Source organism: uncultured Paracoccus sp. (assembly GCF_947487305.1).
In the GTDB taxonomy this organism is placed as follows: domain Bacteria; phylum Pseudomonadota; class Alphaproteobacteria; order Rhodobacterales; family Rhodobacteraceae; genus Paracoccus.
In genome coordinates this window covers 1-21,940 of sequence record NZ_CANKWH010000023.1, presented here as the reverse complement: position 1 = coordinate 21,940, position 21,940 = coordinate 1, and the positions used below count along the sequence as shown (strand labels likewise).

The 21,940-nt window shown below is 64.3% G+C and carries 22 protein-coding genes; 17 read left to right on the top strand and 5 right to left on the bottom strand.

Annotation, left to right across the window (positions count from 1 at the left end; translation table 11 throughout):
- Positions 1-11: 11 nt before the first annotated feature.
- From Q1A36_RS18715 to Q1A36_RS18690, 6 genes are all read left to right on the top strand, one after another.
- Positions 12-1,010 (top strand): acyl-CoA dehydrogenase, encoded by a 999-nt coding sequence (locus Q1A36_RS18715; protein ID WP_299847262.1) that lies wholly within the window; start codon positions 12-14, stop codon positions 1,008-1,010.
- Positions 1,007-1,441: a PaaI family thioesterase gene (locus tag Q1A36_RS18710; protein ID WP_299847260.1), complete on the top strand. Its 435-nt coding sequence runs from the start codon at positions 1,007-1,009 to the stop codon at positions 1,439-1,441. Before Q1A36_RS18715 ends, Q1A36_RS18710 begins: the two co-directional genes overlap by 4 nt.
- A complete protein-coding gene (locus tag Q1A36_RS18705; RefSeq protein ID WP_101754690.1) occupies positions 1,438-2,265 on the top strand; it encodes an oxepin-CoA hydrolase, alternative type in 828 nt (275 codons plus the stop codon). The genes Q1A36_RS18710 and Q1A36_RS18705 overlap by 4 nt, the downstream gene beginning before the upstream one ends.
- Entirely contained in the window at positions 2,262-3,773 is a 1,512-nt protein-coding gene (locus Q1A36_RS18700; protein WP_299847257.1) for a class I adenylate-forming enzyme family protein, read from the top strand. The genes Q1A36_RS18705 and Q1A36_RS18700 overlap by 4 nt, the downstream gene beginning before the upstream one ends.
- The gene (locus tag Q1A36_RS18695; RefSeq protein ID WP_299847255.1) at positions 3,770-5,425 is read left to right on the top strand and encodes an electron transfer flavoprotein-ubiquinone oxidoreductase; all 1,656 of its coding nucleotides are present in this window, start codon (positions 3,770-3,772) and stop codon (positions 5,423-5,425) included. The genes Q1A36_RS18700 and Q1A36_RS18695 overlap by 4 nt, the downstream gene beginning before the upstream one ends.
- Before the next feature lie 136 nt (positions 5,426-5,561).
- Positions 5,562-6,710, top strand: a complete 1,149-nt coding sequence (locus Q1A36_RS18690; RefSeq protein ID WP_299847285.1) for an acyl-CoA dehydrogenase — start codon at positions 5,562-5,564, stop codon at positions 6,708-6,710.
- Positions 6,711-7,358: 648 nt separating this feature from the next.
- On the opposite strand, the gene Q1A36_RS18685 is transcribed toward Q1A36_RS18690, so the two are convergent.
- Positions 7,359-7,979 carry an SOS response-associated peptidase gene (locus Q1A36_RS18685; protein WP_299847253.1) on the bottom strand — a complete coding sequence of 207 codons (621 nt, stop codon included), beginning with the start codon at positions 7,977-7,979 and terminating at the stop codon, positions 7,359-7,361.
- 4 nt (positions 7,980-7,983) lie between these two features.
- Positions 7,984-8,301, bottom strand: a complete 318-nt coding sequence (locus Q1A36_RS18680; RefSeq protein WP_299847251.1) for a hypothetical protein — start codon at positions 8,299-8,301, stop codon at positions 7,984-7,986.
- Positions 8,302-8,447: 146 nt separating this feature from the next.
- Here Q1A36_RS18680 and Q1A36_RS18675 point away from each other — a divergent pair, with 146 nt between their 5' ends.
- The 4 genes from Q1A36_RS18675 to Q1A36_RS18660 all read left to right on the top strand — a co-directional run bounded on the left by Q1A36_RS18675 (position 8,448) and on the right by Q1A36_RS18660 (position 11,755).
- On the top strand, positions 8,448-8,672 hold the full coding sequence (locus tag Q1A36_RS18675) for a hypothetical protein (RefSeq protein ID WP_299847249.1): 225 nt from the start codon (positions 8,448-8,450) through the stop codon (positions 8,670-8,672).
- Positions 8,669-8,977 carry a type II toxin-antitoxin system RelE/ParE family toxin gene (locus Q1A36_RS18670; RefSeq protein WP_299847247.1) on the top strand — a complete coding sequence of 103 codons (309 nt, stop codon included), beginning with the start codon at positions 8,669-8,671 and terminating at the stop codon, positions 8,975-8,977. Before Q1A36_RS18675 ends, Q1A36_RS18670 begins: the two co-directional genes overlap by 4 nt.
- Positions 8,978-9,198: 221 nt before the next feature.
- A complete protein-coding gene (locus Q1A36_RS18665; protein ID WP_299847245.1) occupies positions 9,199-10,539 on the top strand; it encodes a hypothetical protein in 1,341 nt (446 codons plus the stop codon).
- A 319-nt stretch (positions 10,540-10,858) separates the two neighbouring features.
- On the top strand, positions 10,859-11,755 hold the full coding sequence (locus tag Q1A36_RS18660; RefSeq protein ID WP_299847243.1) for an isoaspartyl peptidase/L-asparaginase family protein: 897 nt from the start codon (positions 10,859-10,861) through the stop codon (positions 11,753-11,755).
- Between the two features lie 487 nt (positions 11,756-12,242).
- Here Q1A36_RS18660 and Q1A36_RS18655 read toward each other — a convergent pair whose 3' ends face one another.
- The 3 genes from Q1A36_RS18655 to Q1A36_RS18645 all read right to left on the bottom strand — a co-directional run bounded on the left by Q1A36_RS18655 (position 12,243) and on the right by Q1A36_RS18645 (position 15,755).
- Entirely contained in the window at positions 12,243-12,887 is a 645-nt protein-coding gene (locus Q1A36_RS18655) for a hypothetical protein (protein ID WP_299847241.1), read from the bottom strand.
- Between the two features lie 259 nt (positions 12,888-13,146).
- Positions 13,147-15,219 carry a VWA domain-containing protein gene (locus tag Q1A36_RS18650; RefSeq protein WP_299847239.1) on the bottom strand — a complete coding sequence of 691 codons (2,073 nt, stop codon included), beginning with the start codon at positions 15,217-15,219 and terminating at the stop codon, positions 13,147-13,149.
- Positions 15,216-15,755, bottom strand: coding sequence for an RNA polymerase sigma factor (locus Q1A36_RS18645; protein ID WP_299847237.1), 540 nt, complete (start codon positions 15,753-15,755; stop codon positions 15,216-15,218). Before Q1A36_RS18645 ends, Q1A36_RS18650 begins: the two co-directional genes overlap by 4 nt.
- A gap of 285 nt (positions 15,756-16,040) precedes the next feature.
- On the opposite strand from Q1A36_RS18645, the gene Q1A36_RS18640 reads away from it, so the two are divergent.
- The 7 genes from Q1A36_RS18640 to Q1A36_RS18610 all read left to right on the top strand — a co-directional run.
- Complete coding sequence (locus Q1A36_RS18640; protein ID WP_299847235.1) at positions 16,041-16,667, top strand: lysophospholipid acyltransferase family protein; 627 nt, start codon at positions 16,041-16,043, stop codon at positions 16,665-16,667.
- A 2-nt stretch (positions 16,668-16,669) separates the two neighbouring features.
- On the top strand, positions 16,670-17,620 hold the full coding sequence (locus Q1A36_RS18635; protein ID WP_299847233.1) for a phosphatidate cytidylyltransferase: 951 nt from the start codon (positions 16,670-16,672) through the stop codon (positions 17,618-17,620).
- Entirely contained in the window at positions 17,620-17,997 is a 378-nt protein-coding gene (locus Q1A36_RS18630; protein ID WP_299847231.1) for a hypothetical protein, read from the top strand. The genes Q1A36_RS18635 and Q1A36_RS18630 overlap by 1 nt, the downstream gene beginning before the upstream one ends.
- Positions 17,998-18,100: 103 nt before the next feature.
- Positions 18,101-18,631: a CDP-alcohol phosphatidyltransferase family protein gene (locus Q1A36_RS18625; RefSeq protein WP_299847229.1), complete on the top strand. Its 531-nt coding sequence runs from the start codon at positions 18,101-18,103 to the stop codon at positions 18,629-18,631.
- Between the two features lie 209 nt (positions 18,632-18,840).
- The gene (locus Q1A36_RS18620) at positions 18,841-19,638 is read left to right on the top strand and encodes a hypothetical protein (protein WP_299847227.1); all 798 of its coding nucleotides are present in this window, start codon (positions 18,841-18,843) and stop codon (positions 19,636-19,638) included.
- A 237-nt stretch (positions 19,639-19,875) separates the two neighbouring features.
- On the top strand, positions 19,876-20,763 hold the full coding sequence (locus Q1A36_RS18615) for a site-specific integrase (RefSeq protein ID WP_101753536.1): 888 nt from the start codon (positions 19,876-19,878) through the stop codon (positions 20,761-20,763).
- Positions 20,764-20,775: 12 nt separating this feature from the next.
- Positions 20,776-21,940, top strand: a 1,165-nt coding sequence (locus tag Q1A36_RS18610; RefSeq protein ID WP_299847224.1) for an IS91 family transposase, incomplete at its 3' end; no start/stop codon positions are given.

Genomic DNA, 21,940 nt, shown 5'->3' with positions numbered 1-21,940 from the left:
AGAAACGCGTCATGGATTTCGGGTTCACCGACGAACAGACCATGCTGGGCGAAAGCCTCGCCCGCACGCTGGAGCGGGGCGGGGACGCCGCCGCCCTGTCCGAACTGGGCGCGGGCCTTGCCCTGATGACCGAAGAGGCGGGCGGCTTTGGCGGCACCGGGCCGGACATCCTGATGGTGTTCCGCACCCTTGGCCGCGCCGCCGCCGCCACACCGCTGCTCGACAGCGTGGTGCTGGGCGCGGGCATCCTGTCCGCCGCCGGTGAGGCCGATCTGGCCGAGGCCGCCGCCAGCGGCGAGGCCCGCATCGCGGTGGCGCTTGACGAACCCGGCCAGCGCTATGACGGCAACGTGTCGACCCTCGCCGAGGGCGAGCGGCTGACCGGCGAGAAATCGCTGGTGCCGGGGGCCGAGGATGCGACCCATCTGATCGTCAAGGCGACCGACGGGCTGTGGCTGGTCGAGGCCGGGGCCGAGGGGCTGGGCCTGCGCGGCTATGCCCTGATGGATGGCGGCCGCGCGACCGAGGTCACGCTGAAGGGCACCCCCGCCCGCCGCATCGGCGACGCCGCGCTGCTGGACCGGCCGCTGGCGGCGGCGATCCTTGCGGTCTGCGCCGACGCGCTGGGGGCGATGGAAAAGGCGGTCGAGTTGACCACCGACTACCTCAAGACCCGCAAGCAGTTCGGCCGGCCGATCGGCTCGTTCCAGGCGCTCCAGCACCGCATGGCCGACCTGCTGACCGAGGTCGAGCAGGCGCGTTCGGCGGTGTGGAACCTGGCCGGGAACATCGACACCGCCGACCGCGACCGTCATGTGGCGGCGACGAAATCGCTGCTGGGCCGGGTCGCGCTGTATGTGGCCGAGGAAACCATCCAGCTACATGGCGGCATCGGCATGACCGAGGAATACGAGCTGGCCCCCCTCGCCCGCCGCCTGCTGGCCGCCGATGCGCGGTTCGGCGACAGCGACCATCACCTCGAACGCTTCATCGCGGCCAGCGCGGCATGAGCGACGGCGGCATCATTCAGGGCGAGACCGGCGCGCAGCGTATGGTCGGCTATGTGCTCGACGTGGGCCAGCCGGACCGCCGCGCCCGCTGCCGGCTGGTCCTGGACGAGCGCCACACCAACCGCCACGGCGTGCTGCATGGCGGAATCGCGGGGATGCTGCTGGACAGCGCGGCGGGCGCCACCGCCAGCCTGACCGTCGATGACAGCGGCCGCCAGCCCTTCCTGACCGTCTCGCTGAACATCGACTTCGTCGGCCCGGCGCGGCATGGCGTCGTCACCGCGACCGGCCGCGTGGTCGGGGGCGGGCGCAGCCTGCTGTTCGTCTCGGCCGAGCTGGTCCATGACGACGGCACCCTGATCGCCACCGCCAGCGGGATCTTCAAGCGCGTCCCCGCCGCCGCCCAAAGCCGCCCGAAGGACAGCCCATGACCGCCCCGCAGGCCGACGCCCTGATCGAGGATTGCGGCGATTACCTGCGGGTGACGCTGTCGAACCCCGGCCGCCGCAATGCGCTGGCCCCCGCCATGTATGCCCGCCTGCGCGACGCGCTGGCGCAGGCCGCGGCGCAGGATCGTCGGGGCGCCGTGGTCCTGACCGGCGCCGACGGCTATTTCTGCGCCGGCGGTGACCTGAACGCGCTGGCCACCCGCGCGGCCATGCCCCGGCACGAACGGCGCGCGCGGATCGAGGATCTGCACGCCACCATCCGCGCCATCCGCGCCTGCCCGCGCCCCGTCATCGCCGCCGTCGAAGGCGGTGCGGCCGGGGCGGGGCTGTCGATGGCGCTGGCCTGCGACCTGCTGGTCGCGGCCCAGGATGCCAGCTTTGCCGCCGCCTATGTCCGCGTCGGGCTGGTGCCCGATGGCGGCTTGACCGCCTCGCTGGCGCGCAGGGTGCCGGCGGGCATTGCCGCCCGCATGTGCCTGACCGGCGATCCGGTCCCCGCCGCGCGCTTTGCGGCCATGGGCGTGGTGACCGACCTCGTCGCGCCGGGGCAGGCGCTGGAACGTGCCGCCGCCTTGGCCGCGCGCATGGCGCAGGGCCCGGCCGCGGCCCAGGGCGCGATCAAGCAGCTACTCGCCGCCGCCCGCGAGGGCGATTTCGACTCTCAACTGGACCGCGAGGCCGAGGCCATGGCCGATGCGCTCGCCGCCCCCGAAGCCGCCGCCGGCCTGACCGCCCGCCTGAACCGCACCACGCCCGATTTCGGCCGCGGCAGCTCTGGCGCCGACAAGAAGGAACCCCGCCCATGACCCTGACCCGCGTGCACGATCTGCTCGACATCCAGCGCCGCACCCGCCCGGACGCGCCCGCGCTGCGCGATGAGGGCGGCAGCACCTATAGCTATGCCGAACTGGCCGACGCCGTGGAGGTGCTGACCACGGAACTGCAGGCGCGCGACCTGCGCCCCGGCGACCGGCTGCTGATCCTCGCCGAAAACTGTGGGGCGCTGGTCGGCCTGCTGATGGCGACGTCGCGCCTTGATGCGGTGGCCGTGCCGGTCAACGCCCGCATGACCGAACACGAGCTGCACCGCATCGCGGAACATGCCGACCCGCGCCTGACCGTCTATCTGAACCATGTCTCGCCGCAGGCCGGCACCCATGCCGAGATCGCGGGTGCTGACGCGTGGAACACGCCGCTTGGCAAGCTGTCGATCGCCGGCCCGCACCCATCCGCCACGCCCGAGCCGGTGGCCGAAGGCGCCGCGCAGACGGCGGTGATCCTCTACACCACCGGCTCGACCGGGACGCCCAAGGGCGTGATGCTCAGCCACGCCAACCTGCTGTTTGGCGGCCAGACCTCGGCCCGGATGCGCGAGATCACCTCGGACGACCTGATCCTGGGCGTGCTGCCGATGACCCATGTCTTCGGCCTGACCTCGATGATGATTGCCAGCACCGTCGCGGGTGCCGAGCTGTGGCTGTTCCCGCGCTTCTCGGCCCCGGCCGTGGTCGAGGCCCTGCAATCCGGCGTCAGCGTCCTGCCGGCGGTCCCGCAAATGCACGCCCTGATCATGGAGGAGGCGGGCGGCACCCGCCTGCCGCCGGGACGGCTGCGCTATGTGTCGTCGGGGGCCGCGCCGCTTGATCCCGACTGGAAGCGGCGGGCCGAGGCCTTCTATGGCGTGGCACTGCAGAACGGCTATGGCCTGACCGAGACGACAGCGGGCGTCACCCTGACCACCAACCCGCCGGGTGTGCCCGATGTGAGCGTTGGCCCGGCCCTGCCCGGCGTCGACTTGCGCCTGCGCGACGTGGGCCCCGATGGCGTGGGCGAGATCCAGACCCGAGGCCCGCATGTCATGCCCGGCTATTTCCGCAACCCCGAGGCCACGGCCGCTGCCTTCGACGCGGACGGCTTCCTTTGCACCGGCGATCTGGGCCGCATCGACGAGGACGGCAACCTGCATATCGCAGGGCGCGCGCGCGAGCTGATCATCCGCGGCGGTTTCAACGTTTATCCGCCCGAGGTCGAGGCCGCGCTGAACGACCATCCCCGCGTGGTCCAGACCGCCGTGATCGGCCGCAAGGTCGAGGGCGGCAACGAGGAGGTCTTGGCCTTCTGTCAGGCCGACGATCCCGCCGTGGTCAGCGAAGCCGACCTGCGCGAGCACGTGGCCGAGCGTCTCTCGCCCTACAAGCGGCCCACGCGCATCATCGTTACGACGATGCTGCCGACCTCGCCAAACGGCAAGGTTCTCAAGCAGAAGCTGGTCGAGACGTTCCGCGATGCGCTCGACACCCAGGAGAAAGGATGAGCACGATCGAACGCGAATCGATGGAATTCGACGTGGTGATCGTCGGGGCGGGGCCTGCGGGCCTGTCGGCGGCGATCCGGTGCAAGCAGATCGACCCGGACCTGAACGTGGTGGTGCTGGAAAAGGGCTCCGAGGTCGGGGCGCATATCCTGTCGGGCGCGGTGCTGGACCCGGTGGGCCTGAACGCGCTGATCCCCGACTGGAAGGACAAGGGCGCGCCGGTGAAGACGGCCGTCACCTCGGATAGCTTCGTGGTGCTGGGCCCGGCGGGCTCGGCGCGCATCCCCAACTGGCCGATGCCGCGGCTGATGTCGAACCACGGCAACTACATCGTCAGCATGGGCAACGTCTGTCGCTGGCTGGCCGAGCAGGCCGAAGAGCTGGGCGTGGAAATCTTCCCCGGCATGGCGGCCTCCGAGCTGGTGATGGACGGCGACCGCGTGGCCGGCGTCGTCGCGGGCGAGATGGGCAAGAACCCCGACGGCACCCCCGGCCCGTCCTATGAGCCGGGCATGGAGCTGCGCGGCAAGTACGTGATGATCGCCGAGGGCGTGCGCGGATCGCTCGCCAAGCAGCTGATCGAAAAATACGACCTGTCCGCCGGGCACGAGCCGCAGAAGTTCGGCATCGGCATGAAGGAGATCTGGGAGATCGACCCCGCCAAGCACAAGGAAGGCACCGTCGTCCACACGATGGGCTGGCCCCTTGGCAAGAACGCGGGCGGCGGGTCCTTCATCTACCATGCCGAGAACAACCAGGTCTTCATCGGCTTCGTGGTCCACCTGAACTACGAGAACCCGTATCTCTACCCCTACGCCGAGTTCCAGCGCTTCAAGCACCACCCGGCCATCGCGGAGCTGCTGGAAGGCGGCAAGCGCGTGGCCTATGGCGCCCGCGCGATTTCCGAAGGCGGCTGGCAGTCGCTGCCGAAGATGACGGTGCCGGGCGCGCTGCTGCTGGGCTGCTCGGCGGGAATGGTCAACGTTCCCCGCATCAAGGGCAACCACAACGCCATGCTGTCGGGGATCGCGGCGGCGAACGCGGCCGCGGCGGCCATCTCCGCGGGACGCGAGGGCGACGAGCTGGTCGAGTACGAACAGGATGTCTGCACGGGCCTCATCGCCCATGACCTCAAGCGCGTCCGCAACGTCAAGCCTGCCTGGTCGCGCACGGGCATGATGGGCAGCCTGATGCTGGGCGGCATGGACATGTGGGTCGCCAGCCTCTTCAACCGCAACATCCTGCGCACTTGGAAGCATGGCAAGACCGACGCCGCCGCCACCCGGCCCGCGAAGAACTATCGTCCGATCGATTATCCCAAGCCCGACGGCAAGCTGTCGTTCGACCGGCTGACCAACGTGGCCTTTTCCTTCACCAACCACGAGGAAAGCCAGCCCTGCCACCTCAAGCTGAAGGACCCGACCGTCCCGATCCGGGTGAACCTGCCGGAATATGCCGAGCCGGCGCAGCGCTATTGCCCGGCCGGCGTCTACGAGGTGGTCGAGGACAAGTCGGTGCCGGAAGGGGCGCGCTTCGTCATCAACTTCCAGAACTGCGTCCACTGCAAGACCTGCGACATCAAGGACCCGTCGCAGAACATCGTCTGGACCACGCCGCAGGGCGGCGACGGACCGAACTATCCCAACATGTAAGAATTGCCGGTGCCTCGCGACCCCAAGATAGGCCTGGCATGACCACCGTAATGCTTATCGAACTCGCCTGATGCAGATAGGAGAAACCACCATGAAGATGGACCGCATCGGCAGCTTCCGCTGAGAAGATCCCTTTCTGCTGGAAGACGAGCTGATCGAGGAAGAGCGCATGATCCGCGACACCGCGCGGAGCTATGCCCAGGGCCACCTCGCCCCCCGCGTGCGCGAGGCCTTCCAGACCGAGCACACCGACCGCGCCATCTTCACCGAGATGGGCGAGCTGGGCCTGCTGGGCGTCACCATCCCCGAGGAATACGGCGGCACCGGCGCGGGCTACGTCAGCTACGGCCTTGTCGCGCGCGAGGTCGAGCGGGTGGATTCGGGCTACCGATCCATGATGTCGGTCCAGGCGAGCCTCGTGATGTACCCGATCAACGCCTACGGGTCCGAGGAGCAGCGGCGCAAATACCTGCCGAAGCTCTGTTCGGGCGAATGGGTGGGCTGCTTCGGGCTGACCGAGCCCGACGCGGGGTCCGACCCCGGCGGCATGAAGACCACCGCCCGCAGGACCGCGAACGGCTATGTGCTGAACGGCACGAAGATGTGGATTTCCAACTCGCCCATCGCCGATGTCTTCGTCGTCTGGGCCAAGTCCGAGGCGCATGACGGCAAGATCCGCGGCTTCGTGCTGGACAAGGGCACCAAGGGCCTGTCGGCGCCGAAGATCGAGGGCAAGCTCTCCTTGCGCGCCTCCGTCACCGGCGAGATCGTCATGGACGAGGTCGAGGTGGGCGAGGACGCGCTGTTGCCGAACGCCGAGGGCCTCGGCGGTCCCTTCGGCTGCCTCAACCGGGCGCGCTATGGCATCGCCTGGGGTTCGATGGGCGCGGCCGAGGCCTGCTGGCACGCGGCGCGGCAGTACGGGCTGGACCGCAGGCAGTTCGGCAGGCCCTTGGCGCAGACGCAGTTGCATCAGCTGAAGCTTGCGAACATGATGACCGAGATCACCCTCGGCCTGAACGCCGCCCTGCGCGTGGGGCGCCTCTTCGAGGCAGGGAAGATGCAGCCTGAGATGATCAGCCTCATCAAGCGCAACAACTGCGGCAAGGCGCTGGAGATTGCCCGGGTCGCCCGGGACATGCACGGCGGCAACGGCATCTCGGACGAATACCCGGTGATGCGCCATATGGTGAACTTGGAAACCGTCAATACCTACGAAGGCACCCACGACGTCCACGCCCTGATCCTCGGCCGTGCCCAGACCGGCCTGCAGGCGTTCTTCTGAGGAGATGCAGCCATGAAGCTTCTTGTGCCGGTCAAGCGCGTGATTGACTAGGGTCAGGACTCGTTCTCGTTTCATAGCCAGAACATGACGGTTGCTGCGAGGGCGACGGCGGATAGGAATACCTTCGGGCAGGAGGGGGACCCGCGCAAGGTTGTCGGTAGGGGCGAAGGGGAGGGGGATCACCCGGCCTGCACGACGACGCGAGGCGGAGGAAGGCCGGGGAAACCCCTTCGCCCCGTCAAGCCGACGGCCTTGCGTGGGGGAACCGGCGGTTCCCTGACGGACGCACGGAACGTGCGGCCCAGGAAAGCGAGGGCGTTCGGCTCTGTCCGAATCCCCCCGCAGGACATGGCCCGCCGAGGCGGGCCTCAAAGGATCTTCTTCGGTCCAGTTGAAGCCGCCTGACTGGTCAGGTTGCCCACAGGCTGCTGCGCTCGATCCCTGGCGTCTCGCTTGCAGCCTGCTTCGGCCCGTGCGGCGCTGCCGTCCCAGGCTGGACAACCTGCCTGGGATCGACCGTTGGGCCATGATCTCAGCGGTAATGCCGGTGATCGCGTCATGCGGGCGCCTCCCGCCAGGGGCGAGATGGACGGAGCAGGGCGACGAGGACCGACAAAGTCGACATTCGCCTGACTTTAGACAGTGCCCTTACTGGGCGTCATCGATGAGTTTCAACGCGCCATCGGGCAGCGGACGCTGCAATTCTTTCGCGTCAGTGCCATTGAGCCAGGCCGACCATGCATCAGGCTCCATCAAAATCACGGGCATAGCCTTTGGATGCACCGCCTTCACTTCGGCGTTCGGCCCGCAGGTCAGGAAGGCATAGAGGTCGTCGGTCGTTTCGCCATCCCTCACCTTGCGAACCGATTTCCAGCCCCGCGTCTCGATGCCCGCGAAAAACATCTGCGCGCCAGCATCTGCGGGCGCAAACCACTGATTGCCTTTTCCCTTGCCGAGCGGCTCTGCGAAGGCCGTCACCGGCACCAGACAACGGCACTCTTTGCCCAACCACCGCCGCCAATGTGGGCTGGACAGGTTGCGCACATTTGTCACGCCTGCATCTCGCTCGGTCTTTAGGGCAAATTTAGGTGAGGGCATTCCCCAGCGAGCTTTGACCAATTCCAGGCCATCCTCGTTATGCCGAACTATCGCGCCCAGCTGGTCGGGATAGACCTGGCCGGGCTGAAGATTGCCGGCCCGATCAGCCAGCCCGCTGAACAGTTTGCGCATGGCCTCCTGGGCGGTGGTGTTGGAGTATAAATTGCACAATTTCTCACGCCTTTTCGTCGCGCCAGATCCAGCGAACAACCTGCTTGACGGGACGGCGGACCGTCAAGCCGTCCTGTAACTCGGTCGCAGACGGCACAATCCAGTGAATATCCATCCATTCGTGGCGGCGGCATTTCGAGCAAATGAATGGCGGCACTAGCAGATCATGATCCGGGCCAAGAACCTTGATGAGATCATGAGCCCAATAACGGCAGGCACGCCCGCAGCCGGTGCAGGTCACGAGCGCCAGCCGCCCCGAATGCTCGATGTGCCGCAAGGTGCGGTTTCGGAACTTGTTGGCAGATGGATGACCCGCTGGCATGTCCGGAACATACAGAGAACATCCGCTCCGCAGCAAGCGTTTCCGACCCTGATCAGCGCATGACTGGAAATCTACATTGGCAAGGCGTATGATTACATACGATTACATTGGAGCACACCATGCCGCAGCGCGCCGAAACAGAACCCATGACCGTCCGCACAGCCAGGGTCTCGGAGATCGATGCCTTGGCCGCCGCGATGGATCGTTCTCGCAACTATGTGGTCAATCAGGCGATCGATCAGTTTCTCGAAGCCAACGCTTGGCAAATGGAACGGATCGCGGCCGGGGTGGCCGCAGCGCGCGAGGGTAACGTCAGTTCTGCCGACGACGTCTTTGGCGCCATTGCCACCAAGCATGGCTGGCAGGCTTGAAGACACTTCTCATTGCCGAGCCGGCCGGGCGAGACCTTGAAGCCATCGTGGATTATATCGCGCGGGAAAACCCGGCTGCGGCCGAGAATGTGTACAGGCAGATTGCCCGAACAGCCGCGAAGCTTCCGGAGTTTCCCGCACTCGGCCGTCCGGGGCGCTTTTCCGGGACGCGGGAAATGAATGTGGCAAGGTCACCCTATCTCATTGTCTACGAGGTCAACGTCGAGGCAGTCACAATTCTGGCCGTCTTTCACACCTCCCGCAATCTCGCAGCGGCCCTTCGCGATCGTATGGAAGGCAGCTAAGCAGGACGAAGCTGCGGTCTGCATTTTTGCCGTAGGGCGGGCTGAAGCCCGCCCTACAGGCGATGTCAGAAAAGGGCACTCGTTTCGCGCTGTGACGCGGCATTTTCTTATATGCCTACCCACGTCGGAACAGCGGCACAGGCGGCTGAGCAGCTTTAACCGGCATCTTGCTTACCGTGGTGAATAGCAAGATGTTGTTGTGGGAACACGGGTGAGAGGCGATGGCCGAACGCAATGACATATCGGGTCTTTTGGCCTTCATTGGCAGGGAAGGCGACTGGCGGGAACGGCTGCAGGATGTGGTCGCGGAACACCTGATACCCGCGCTGGAAGAATTCGAGCTCGACCAGGAAGGCCTGGCCGACCTCCTGGGCGAGCAGTGGACGGGCGTGCTTTGGGGGTGCGGGTTCGAGGACTTCCTTGGCCAGCGCTATGAGGACGGAAACATCGTCGATCTCTACCTGAAGCGGCGCGGCTGGAAGGAGACGGCGCTGAACCGGGCCTATTTTGCGGCGCTGCGGGATGCGCCGGTCAGCTTGTATGAAGTCAGTAATGTCCAGCCCGGCACGTCGATGACGCTACGCGATCTGTTGTCGGATGCTGCCCCGGTCACAGTGAAGGAGATATCCGCTACACGCACACTGAAGCAATGGGACCGGATTGCCGTGCGCGTGGTGCCCGAGCGAGATCACCACGTTATCTCCGGGGCGTTGTTGCCCTTTCGGGCCGAGACAGTGGATTTCCTGATTTCGGGGCTGCGCGATGCTCTGAAGCTGAAGAAGCGAGATGCACTGCGGCTCACCCGCGATCAGCTTCTGACCTGCGCACCCATCTTTACCACCGCATGGCTATTTATCGAGATCGATCGCGCCCTCACCCCGGCGCAACCGCAGTTCACGAATTCGGACGGGGATGATGTGTTGTTCCACGACCTGCGGTACCTGTTTGCCAGCGGCGTCACGCAAAGGGCGGTGGCAGAGCGGCTGGACCGGGTGAAGGGTTTCCTGCCGCAGGGACCGAAGCTCTGGAGCTGGCTGGCGGAGCGGAAGGGGCGCGGCGGCAAGGCTGGCTATGGCATCATGCTGGACACGCAGATGGAGGGGGTCACCGTTCTGGGCTCCATGGAACTGAAGGGCAAGGCGCTGCTCGTGACCGTCAACTCGACCGAGCGGGCGGACAAGGTCCGGAAGTTGATCCGCGACGCCGCCGGGGACCTGTTAAGATCGCATTTGACCACGATCCGGACGGTTGATCAGATGCGGGCCGACCAACAGCGTGACAGGCCGAGTGAGGAGGTCGAGGAAATTCCACCAGACTTCGCGCGCCAACTGATGCGGGATCACATGGACAAGCATTACCGCGAAACGCTGGACGCGCCAATCCCGGCGCTTGGAAGCAAATCACCGCGGCAGGCCGTCCACACGGCAGCGGGGCGCGAGAAGGTGATCGATTGGTTGAAGCTGCTGGAAAACCATAGCGCCAGGCATGATGAGGGTCCGATTACCGAATACGACTTCAGCTGGATGTGGGCCGAGCTCGGATTGGAAGAGCACCGGATGTAGCTTTGGGCAGGGCCTTTGCCCGACATCAGCGGCCCATAGCGGTCGGTCAACTTGCACCGGGTGCCGCAGAGCAGCTTCCCAAGACCAGCCGCTCATGCTCGCCGCAGCGAGATTGACATGGGATAAGCCGCTGATGCACGAAAAAGCAGAGCTTTGGTCAAATCAGGAGCCATTTCCACCTAGCAGGGGTTTCCCTGCATCCGACCGTCCAAGTAGCTTCATCACTGCGACCCTAAGCGAACGGCTCAGTCCGGTCGTTCTGTTCTTCTTTCTCTGTTGCGCGGAGTTTCTGTCGCTTTCTCTATCTGCGCGTGCTGACATGGCATGGATGGATGCTCGGATGGCGAATCCGAGGCTCGCATGCGCTGACAGCGAGCGTTTCGCTGTGATTGTCCACGCCGGTACCTATTGGGGCACGGACGACGACCCGAACAGGTCCCGCCTTCTCGGCGAGATCGCGCAAAGCGCGGGTGACTGGCTGCGCCGCGGTGCACCTGCCCTTTCGGTTGTCGAGGAAGCGGTTGTCCTCATGGAAGATGCGGGGATCTTCAACGCTGGCCGTGGCGCGATCGTGAATAGGGAAGGCTTCGTCGAACTCGACGCCGCCATCATGGACGGCCGCGACCTCAACGTGGGCGCGGTTGCGGGCGTCCGACGATTGAAGAACCCCATCCGTGGCGCGAAGCTCGTGATGACCTGGACGCCTCACGTTCTGTTGTCCGGGACTGGCGCCGACGACACGCTCGCCGCGCTCGGCGCGGATACGGTCGACCCCAAATACTTCCCGTCAGCCGCACCGAAAACCGATTTCGAACAGAAGGGTACCGTTGGCGCGGTTGCTTTGGACCGATGCGGCGATCTCGCGGCGGCGGGGTCTACCGGAGGTTTCGAGGGGAAGATGGCTGGCCGCATCGGCGACACACCGGTTCCCGGTGCGGGCCTCTATGCGGAGAACGGCCTTGTCGCCGTCGCTTCCACCGGCCACGGTGAAAGCTTCCTGAAGACTGCTTTGGCGCACGAGGTCGCCGCGCGGATGCGATGGGGCGGACAATCGGTCGAGGAGGCGGCGCGCGGCGCAGTCTTCGAGACGCTCGAAGGCATTGCGGGCGAAGGTGGGCTCATCGCACTCGATGCAAACGGCAACACCACCACGGTCTTCAATTCGACGGGATTGCTGAGCGAAGCATCGACCTGGCGCGGCGGTGCCGGGGAGTGAAACTCGCCTATATTGCCGCCGTCTTCTTCGCCAAGGGTCCCACGCACCTCGCGGTCCAGTGGGTTCATGGTCACGTCCATCCACGACTCGGACCTTGGCCAAGCGTCCAGCCACATCTCTAGAACCACCGAACAAGGATCATGAGCGATCGTCGTTGGGTCTGGATTGGACTCTACCCTACCTGCGGCGCTGCGGTGCCATTACGCAGTGCCGCTCATGATCGCCAGGTAAGGTCTGCCCAATCCTGACCTTCACGATCGAACACAAGTTTGCGGCGCGGCCCGCCGAACCTGCCATCCGCCGCAGGTGCGGAGCCGGGCACACGCTGAAGTCGCGCGATGTGGGATGTTGCTGCCGGTCGGGACATGCTCGTCACACGGCCGCCAAGTCCAAAAAAGTTCTCGCATGTAAAGTAGGCGGGCACAATCTAATGACACGCCGGCAAACTCCAGCCCGGCTTGCCGGGCTTGACCCGATTTGCGTGGGGTCAATGTCTCTCTGGTATCCACACTAGTATCGAGGTGAACTCGCCATCATTGTCGCAGTCGGCGCGCAACATGGTGGTTGGGGCAGTGCCACTTCGATCATCCAGTCTCCATGCAGAATCAAAGCGACAGTCGAAGGGACCGCTGAAACGCCCTTCCAAAAGCTCGGCCGTGGTAATTGGCGCCAGGCGGTCATACTCGCCGACGACCAGTGCGAGACTTGCCACCGACGCTGCGACCTGCCGCATAAGCTGGGCGATTTCCACCTGAAGCGTGCTGTTGCGGTCAACCGGCACGGCCAGCATTTCCCCGATGCGCATCGTTGGCTCGGGCCCGGATACGAGATAGTCGCCCGCCTGGACCGGGATGCCGTTCAGTTCGGCCAACAGGGTAAAAGGTTCGACCGAACCGGGCAAAGGTTCTGCGCGATGCGCCATAACGTTACCATTTGCGTCGCGATCCAGATCGGGCTGGCTGCGGACCCGATAGACCGGGTACAGGGTTTCTGAACCACCTTCTCGATCGATACTGACCAGCACGACGTCACTGTGTATCGACCCATAGAGGCCAAGATTATCGTTTGTGGTCCGCTTCACCAGCACACAACATGGCGCGACGCCAAACAGTTCATCCCGGATATCGATCATGTCGGGTGGCGTTGACGACGCCGCAGAAGCAAGGGCGCAAACCAGCGCGACAAAACTACCTAGTACGGTTTTCCGCACCGATCCCTCTCCCTATCGCGCTTCAACCTCTCATCCGAAGTCCAATATGTTGATATGGTGATAGTGCAGTCAAACAATCGGACCAAGCTCAGCTTTCTTGCGGCAGATCGCATGCCGCTGGAACCATAGTGATGGAAACTTCGCGCGCTGCCGGCTGCAGCGCGCGAAGCGGTCGGCAGGATCATTCGCCGGACAGCGCCTTGGCCAGACGCATCAGGCTGACGGCTTCCGTCCGATAGCCGAATGCGTCCTCGCCACGGCTTTCGCTGGCCAGTGCAATCGCCTCGTCCCAGCCCCAATCACCCAGATATTTACCTCCGGTCAGCAATTGCCCAAAGCCGGCGATGCTGGCGGCGAAGCGGGCATCATCATCCGTGGCCGCGCTGTCAGACGGGATCGGTGTCTCGATCAATTGCGAGGTTGTCTCGCCCGGTTCCTTGTAGCGCAGGCGCAGGAAGCCCAGCTCCGCGGCCGTTTCTGCCGGCCCGGCATCAGCGCCATAACGCAACGGGTCGTTCAGCAGCGCGGGACTGTCAGGCGCGGTGACCTCGTAAAGCGCGGTGACGGTGTGACCGGCGCCCAGCTCGCCCGCATCGACCTTGTCGTTGTTGAAGTCCTCGCGCGCCAGCGCCCGCGTTTCATAGCCGATCAGCCGGTATTCGGCGACCTCCGCCGGGTTCCATTCGACCTGGATCTTCACGTCGCCGGCGATGGAAAACAGCGCGCCCGACAGTTGATCCACCAGCACCTTTCGGGCCTCTTGCAGCGTGTCGATATAGGCGGCCTGACCATTGCCGTTCTGGGCCAGCGCCTGCATGGTCGCATCGTCCAGATTGCCACGCCCGAAACCCAGGACCGACAGATATGCCCCTTCGTCGCGTTTCCGAGCGATGAAATCGGTCAGCGCATCGGTGTCCGAGATACCGACGTTGAAATCACCATCCGTTGCCAAAAAGATTCGCGACACCTCGCCATTGCCCGCCATGGCGGCAGCGGTACGATACGCCTGTTCCAGCCCCTCGGCCCCGGCGGTCGAGCCGCCCGCGTCAAGCCGCTCCAGCGCCGACAGGATCGCGGCGCTGTCGCTGGCGGGTGTTGGTGCCAGAACCTCGCCCGCCGATCCGGCATAGGTAACGATGGCCACCTGATCCTCGGGGCGCAACTGATCCAGCATCAGGCGCAGGGATCGCTTCAACAGCGGCAGTTTGTTCGCGTCCTGCATCGAGCCCGAAGTGTCGATCAAAAAGACCAGATTCAGCGGCGGTCGCTCGGCCATCGCCGGCATCCGGCCCTGCAATCCGATGCGGACCAACCGCGTATCCGGGTTCCACGGCGTCTGCATGGTGCTGATCGAGGCCCGGAACGGCGCGCCATCCGCATCCGGCGCGGGATAGTCATAGGGGAAATAATTCACCATCTCCTCGATCCGCACAGCGTCAGCCGGCGGCAGCGCGCCTGCCATCAGCGAGGATCGCACCACCGCATAAGAGGCTGTGTCCACATCGGCCGAGAAGGTCGAAACGGGCTCTTCGGCGGCCACCTTGACCGGATTCGCAGCGGCATTGGCAAAGGCTTCCGTATTGGAAACCTGCGGCGCCACGATCAACTCCGATGGCGGCGCAAATCCAATCGTGAAATCGCCGGTCGCAGATTCCGATCGCTCGGCCAGGGACGGCGGCCGCAGGTTGCTTGTAGGCGCGCTGTTCATGGCCGGTTCCTCGGCGGCCATATCGGCGACAGCCTGCGATTCAGCAGCCTCCGGCGAGGTCGTTACATTGGCCGGCATGGTCTGTCCTGCCGGTGACGGCGCGGATCGCGGGGTCGAGATATTGGCTTCGAGCGTGTTGGCCAGGCTTTCGCGCTGGCGGGTCAGGGCCGTGTCGGTCGCAGGTTGCTCGGGCGCGACGGTGTCAGTCGTGATCGAATGATCTGACAGGGCTGGGGGCCGCGTCTGCAGTTGCGGCATCACAACGAAAAGCCCAAGGCACAAGGCCGCGGTGGAAGTGGTGGCGGCAAGCACCGGTTTGTTGGTGAAGGTCGAAAACACCCTGCGCACTCCTTTCAGGAAACCCGCGCTCATTCGCAGGTGATCCTGATTGGGACGCGCCGGGTCAGCCGATCCTTGGTGGAACTCGTCGAATTTCTCCATTGCCGCGCTCACGGCCTTACGACGGGCCTCGGGATCGGGCACAGGTTCTGCCTCGTGCAGCGCGCGGGTCAGCCGGTCCAGATGGTCTTGTGGTTCGCGGGTCATTCCGTGGCCTCCTCTTGCACAAGCGCGCGAAGCCGTTTCTTCACGTCCGAGATGCGCCAGGCGATCGTGCCCTCTGACAGGCCCAGAACCTGCGCCGCCTCGGCCTGCGTCAGGTCCTCACCCATAGTCAGAGCCAGCGTATCGCGCAGATCCTGGGGCAGCGCGGCCATGGCGCCGTTGAGCCAGTCCCGACGGGTTGCATCTTCCAAGTTCGCCGCCTTCCGGTTCACCTCCCACGCTCCCCAGCCCAAACTGGCGTGGGTGCGGCTGGCCGCGCGGCGGCGGCGATCATGGGCAGCATTCACCGCGACGCGATAGAGCCATGTGGCGAAACGGGCCTCACCGCGCCATGATTGCAGCTTCGCAGGTAGCGCAGCGCAGATGTCCTGTGTCAGGTCCTCGGCCTCGGTGCGATCCCCGGTCAGTCGCCAGCACAGCCCGAACAGCCGGTCGTAATGCCGGTCGAGCAGCATAGCGAAGGCGTCACGATCGCCGCGCGCCGCAGCGGCGGCAAGGGACTCGTCAGAGGTATCCATCAACATCACGTCGGGTTAGACGCGCCTCGTTGCCCGATTCTTGGATAGCAACGCGAGAAATTATCGCAAACCGGATCGGCGCTGCCGTGTCGGCGATGTCGCGGTGCAGTTTGCCGAACTTGCCGTTTGGCACCCGTCGCAGCATCTTCAGATGCCAAGGGCTCTGACCCGACATGCGACGCGCAGCTTGCATCGGCCCGGGCGTTGCGACAGTGTCTGCCACGTTTACAAGTGACGGTAGTGGGGCAAAGCATGAAAAGCGGGCGTGGGCCAGTACGGACCGCTATGACCGGGCTGGCTTCATGGGCAATTACCACTTTTGCGAGGCTGCTGACGGCGGTTCAGCCGGAATGGGCGGGGATCGACCCCACCGCGCGGCGCAGACGCATCTATTTTGCCAACCATGTCAGCCATGGCGATTTCGTGCTGATCTGGTCAGTGCTGCCGCCGCGCGCGCGTCGCCGCACACGGCCGGTCGCTGGGGCCGATTACTGGCGCAAGGGAGGCCTGCGGGAATTTATCGGCACTGATGTGTTCAACAGTCTGCTGATCGAACGCAATCGCGAGGGGGCAGAGGACGATCCGATCGCGCAAATGGCGGCCGCGCTGGATGCCGGGGATTCGCTGATCATCTTTCCCGAGGGCACCAGGAACCTGACCGATGCCGAACTGCTGGAGTTCCGGTCCGGCATCTACCGGCTGGCGCTGGCCCGGCCAGAGGTCGATCTGGTCCCGGTCTGGATCGAGAACCTGAACCGTGTGCTGCCAAAGGGCGCGGTCATTCCGGTACCGCTGATGTGCAAGGTGATCTTCGGCGCGCCACTGCGGACCAGCTATGGTGAGGGCAAGGACGCCTTCCTGAGCCGCGCCCGCGATGCGCTGCTGGCGCTGAACCCGAAGCAGGAAGGCTGAAAATGCAGAATGTCCATTCCGACCTGATCGCCGTCATTGCCGGGATCGGTCTTGTTCTGGCGGTCGCCTCGGTCGTCGGGTTCATCCTGCAGCGCCGGCTGTCGCCCGACGGCGGAAATGCCACGATCGAGAACCTCAACGATCGCATCCGGGCGTGGTGGGTGATGGCTATCGTCATGTCACTCGCCTTGCTGGGCGGACGGACCGGGGTGATCATCCTGTTCGCCATCTGTTCATTCGCGGCGCTGCGCGAGTTCATGACGCTGACAAATGCCTCTCGTGCCGATCACCGGACACTGGCGGCGGTGTTTTTCATCGTACTGCCGGCGCAATATTACCTGATCTGGATCTCATGGTACGGGCTTTACTCGATCTTTATTCCGGTTTGGGTCTTTCTGCTCTTGCCCATCGTTTCGGCCCTGTCGGGCGAGACCCGGAATTTTCTGGTGCGCATCGCGGAAATACAGTGGGCGCTGATGATCTGCGTGTTCTGCGTGTCGCATGTTCCGGCATTGATGAACCTGCGGATCCCCGGGTTCGAAGGCCGCATGGTGCTGATGATCGCCTGGCTGGTGATCGTCGTGCAGCTTAGCGATGTGCTGCAATATGTCTGGGGCAAGCTGGCCGGGCGGCACAAGATCGCGCCGAAGCTTTCGCCCTCGAAGACGGTAGAGGGTTTTGTCGGTGGATGCCTGTCGGCCACGCTGATTGGCATGGCGCTGTCCTTTATGACTCCGTTCAACCCGTGGCAGGCCGGGTTGATGGGGCTTGTGGTTACCATCCTTGGCTTTCTTGGCGGTCTTGTCATGTCCGCGATCAAGCGTGACAGGGGCGTCAAAGACTGGGGCCACACCATTGCCGGGCATGGCGGGTTCATCGACCGTTTGGATTCGGTTGTCTTTGCCGCGCCGATCTATTTTCACCTCACCCGTTATTTCTGGAATGTCGGCTGATGCGCGGGCACTTGCAAAGCACCGCGCTGCACATGGCGGTGGCATTTGTGCTGATGGGCGGATGGGCCGTCTTTGCCAATCGCGGCCACCCTTTGCCGCAGGTGCTGATGGCTGGCTTTGTGCAAGGTTGTCTGTCGGCGCTGATCACCTTTGGACTGAAACGCATGCTGGAGGCGCTGTCGCAGCGTTTGCAGGGGTTTGCGGCGCTGATCATGCCGCCGCTATTGGCAATGGGGGCCTCGGCCTTGCTGCTGAGCGTGATCCACAACCTTGCCGGCACACCTGAAATCCTGTCCACGATCATCGTGCCTCTGTCGGTCACGACCGTCTATTCCGCAGCCTATACCTTTGCCTTATGGAGCCATCGTGATGTCTGACAGGCCTTCCAATCGCCGGCCTCTGGCAAGTCGTGACACGGGCTGGGCCCGGCGCCTGTCAAGCCGGCTGGCGGCGACCTCGGTTACGCCGAACCAGATCTCAATGGCCGGCATGGTTGCGGCTCTGGCTTCCGGCTTGTGTTTCTGGGCAGTCGGCAGTGTCGATGGACCCGTGCGCGCCCTGCTGCTGATCCTTGCAGCCGGGATGTGCCAGATCCGGCTGCTGTGCAACCTGCTTGACGGCATGGTCGCGGTCGAGGCCGGGCGCGCCTCGCCCGATGGCGGGTACTGGAACGAGTTTCCCGACCGCGTGTCCGATGCGCTGATTCTTGTGGGCGTCGGTCTAGGGCTCGGTCACGCAGGGTTGGGCTGGGCGGCGACCAGCTTTGCCTTCCTGACCGCCTATGTGCGGGAACTGGGGTCCAATCTGGGCCAGGCCGCCGATTTCTCCGGCCCGATGGCAAAGCCACATCGGATGGCGCTGATCACCGGGGCGGCGCTGCTTGCGATCCTTGAGCCGCTCTGGGGCGGAGATGGGCATGTGCTGCACCTCGCATTGTGGATCATAGTCCTAGGCGCGGCGCTGACCGCGGTTCGGCGCAGCTACCGGCTTGTCACGGCATTGCGCGGATAGGCGGTCCTCAGGTTCCTGTCCGGCCCTGACCTGCTGTTCAGTCCCTTGCCGATCGCCGCGGTGCAGCTTCACTAGACCGGCCATTCGTCCATCGCGCAGCATCATCGGAGGATGAAGGTCGGCAGGGCGGGACGAAGTGGACGTTCCTGTGTGCGGCTCGCGCAGAATGATGATAGGAAGGCGGGTATACTGAGAGCGAGGCACTGAATGTGATCCCGATTGGCCTGCCATCCTATGAGTTCCTCCTCATTCGCTTGGCCTATCTTGCGGCCACGCTGATCTGGGTGGCGTGGGCGTTGCGACTTGCTTTTGGGGAGAGGGCCAAATGGCGGCTGAGGACTTGGCGTGGGCCAATCTTTTTTCTCCTTGGGGGGAGTGCCTTCTACTCGACCTGGTCGGTTTACGACCTGAACAGAGAGCTTAAGGCCCATGTCGCCCAGCAACAGGCGGATTACCATCCGGTTTTGGACAGACGGCAGAGACTTGGCGGCATAGATATGCCCCTTGGCACCAAGTTGAATTTGGCGGTGGCGCGTGAACTCGGATCTTTTCAACGTGCCGAATTTCCACATTCGATATCTGTTGGTGGGGTCAATGTCCTTCTTGCGGAGCGCTATCTGAGCATTCACACCGATGATGCTTATCAGACGGCGGGCTATACGCCGCAGAACCTTCGCCTGACGGGGGTGGGGATCAGCATGCAAGCCGGCTGGATCTGCGATGCAAGCGAAGTGATTGTCTTGGAGACGCATCCTGACGGCGCACCGAAGGCCTTCCAAAGCTGCAGCGCGGCTGGCGGTAATCTGATCGAAGGCAAAGCCCTGCCAAACGGGGCCGAGATTATTGCGAGCGAGGGAAGCCTATTTCTTGACGGGCGACACGGCCTCGATCGGTGGCTGATCCATCTGCCGAAAGAAGGGGCTCTTCAGCTTAAGGGGGGTGAACAAATAGGTGGCGCCATATTGCTGGACGGTGATCGCAAGGTGATCAAAAGCATACCGCAGTAAGAGCGCGCTAACGGGTCGAATGACCACTAGGGGCTCGAAGCGGCCATGCGGCGTCGCGGCAAGCCTGTCATGAGACTCGGCTGACCCTATCGACGCGTTCGGCCCATGGACGAAGCCGCTCGCGCGGCAGTGGCGCGTGTTGTTGAGGTCGCGCGCTGATCTGACCGTCTTGCATTTGGGAATGGGCGATCCTGCCTGACGATTGGGGCCTTCTCAATCATCAGACAGGAGGTTCCCATGACAGAGGAGAGAGTATCCCCGTTGCGGCAGCGGATGATCGAAGACATGCGCATCCGTGGGATGGGCGACAAGGCACAGAAGTCGCACATCCGGGCAATCAGGGATTTCGCGGGTTTTCTCGGGCGGTCACCCGATACGGCGACGCCGGAGGATCTGCGCGCCTATCAGCTCCACATGACCAACACCGGGGTCACGCCATCGACGTTCAACGTGCGGATCGTGGCGCTTCGGTTCTTTTTCGGCATGACCTGCGGGCGGGAGGAGATGAAGCGCTACATGCAATTCCGCACCGAACCGCGGAAGTTGCCCGTGGTGTTCAGCGTCGAAGAAGTGTCCGACATCCTGATGGCGGCGCCGGGGCCAGGCCTGAAGTATCGCGCCGCGCTCAGCATTTCCTATGGCGCAGGGCTCCGAGCCGCCGAGGTCTGCAACCTCAAGCTCGGCGACATCGACAGTGATCGAATGCTGATCCATGTCGAGCAGGGCAAGGGCCAGAAGGACCGCAAGGTGATGCTGTCGCCAGGCCTGCTGAACCTTCTGCGCGACTGGTGGCGCGAGGCCCGGCCGGAGGGTTGGCTGTTCCCCGGCAAGCCCAAGATCAACCCGATCTCGCCGCGCCAACTGAACCGCGCCTTCACCTCGGCCAAGCATATGGCCGGGGTCAAGAAGCCCGCCACCTTGCACACGTTGCGCCACAGCTTCGCGACGCATCTGCTCGAAGCCAACACCGATGTGCGCGTGATCCAAGTGCTGCTCGGGCATGCCAAGCTGACGACCACCGCCCGATACACTCATGTGGCGACCAAGACGATCCGTGACACCGTCAGTCCCTACGAGATGCTGGCCAAGTTGCAGGACCAGACCGTGAAGCGAAGCCTGGAGTGATCGGGCGCCGGGGTGTCCCGGCCATTGCTGGAACTGGCTGACATCTTCCGTGCCCATGGCCCTGCGTGGCGGCAGGCCAATGCGGGGCATGTCAGCCTGACCCAGCTGAAGGTGATGTCAGCGATCGAGGCCTGCCGGACCGAGGCACTCGGTGGGCATGTGGCCGGTTGTGCCAACTGTGGCCACCACCACATCGCCTACAACTCCTGCAAGAACCGGCATTGCCCGAAGTGCCAGGGGCCAGCGGCACGGGACTGGATGGCCGCGCGCGCCGAGGATCTCCTGCCGGTGGAATACTTCCACGTCGTCTTCACCCTGCCGGCTGAGATCGCGCAGATCGCGTTCTGGAACAAGAAGGCCATCTACGGGCTGCTGTTCAAGGCATCTGCGGAAACGGTCATGACCATCGCTGCCGACCCCAGGCGTCTCGGCGCAAGGGTCGGCATGACCAGCGTGCTGCACAGCTGGGGATCGGCGCTGACCCATCATCCCCATATCCACATGATCCTCCCGGGCGGCGGCTTGTCGCCGGATGGCACCAGATGGGTCGCCTGCCGCCCCGGGTTCTTCCTGCATGTGCGGGTTCTGTCGCGGCTGTTCCGACGCCTGTTTCTGGAGGGGCTGAGGGATCTGCACCGGGCCGGTCAGTTGGCCTTCTTCGGCGATCTGGCTGAACTGGCCAGCGCGGACACCTTCAGAGCTTGGCTCGCCCCATTCCGCAAATCCGAATGGGTGGTCTATGCCAAACCGCCCTTCGGCGGACCCAAGGCCGTGCTGGCCTATCTGAGCCGATACACGCACAGGGTCGCGATCTCCAACACCCGCTTGGTCAGCGCGGATGCCGATACCGTGGCGTTCCGCTGGAAGGATTATAGGATCAAGCGCGGCGACCGCTCGAGGGTGATGCGGCTGGCCACGTCAGAGTTCATCCGCCGGTTCCTGATCCACGTCCTGCCCGATGGTTTCCATCGCATCCGGCATTTCGGCCTGCTCGCCAGTTCGACCCGCAAGGCCAACATCACCAAGATCCGTGCCTTGCTCTGCGTCCAGCAGTCTGAACCGCCTGCCGTTCCAGAGCCAGAGCTTGAGATCCCCCCGCTCACCCTGCGCGCACCATGCCCCTGTTGCGGCGGTCCCATGCGGATCATCGAGATCTTCAGGCGGGGACAGAAACCGA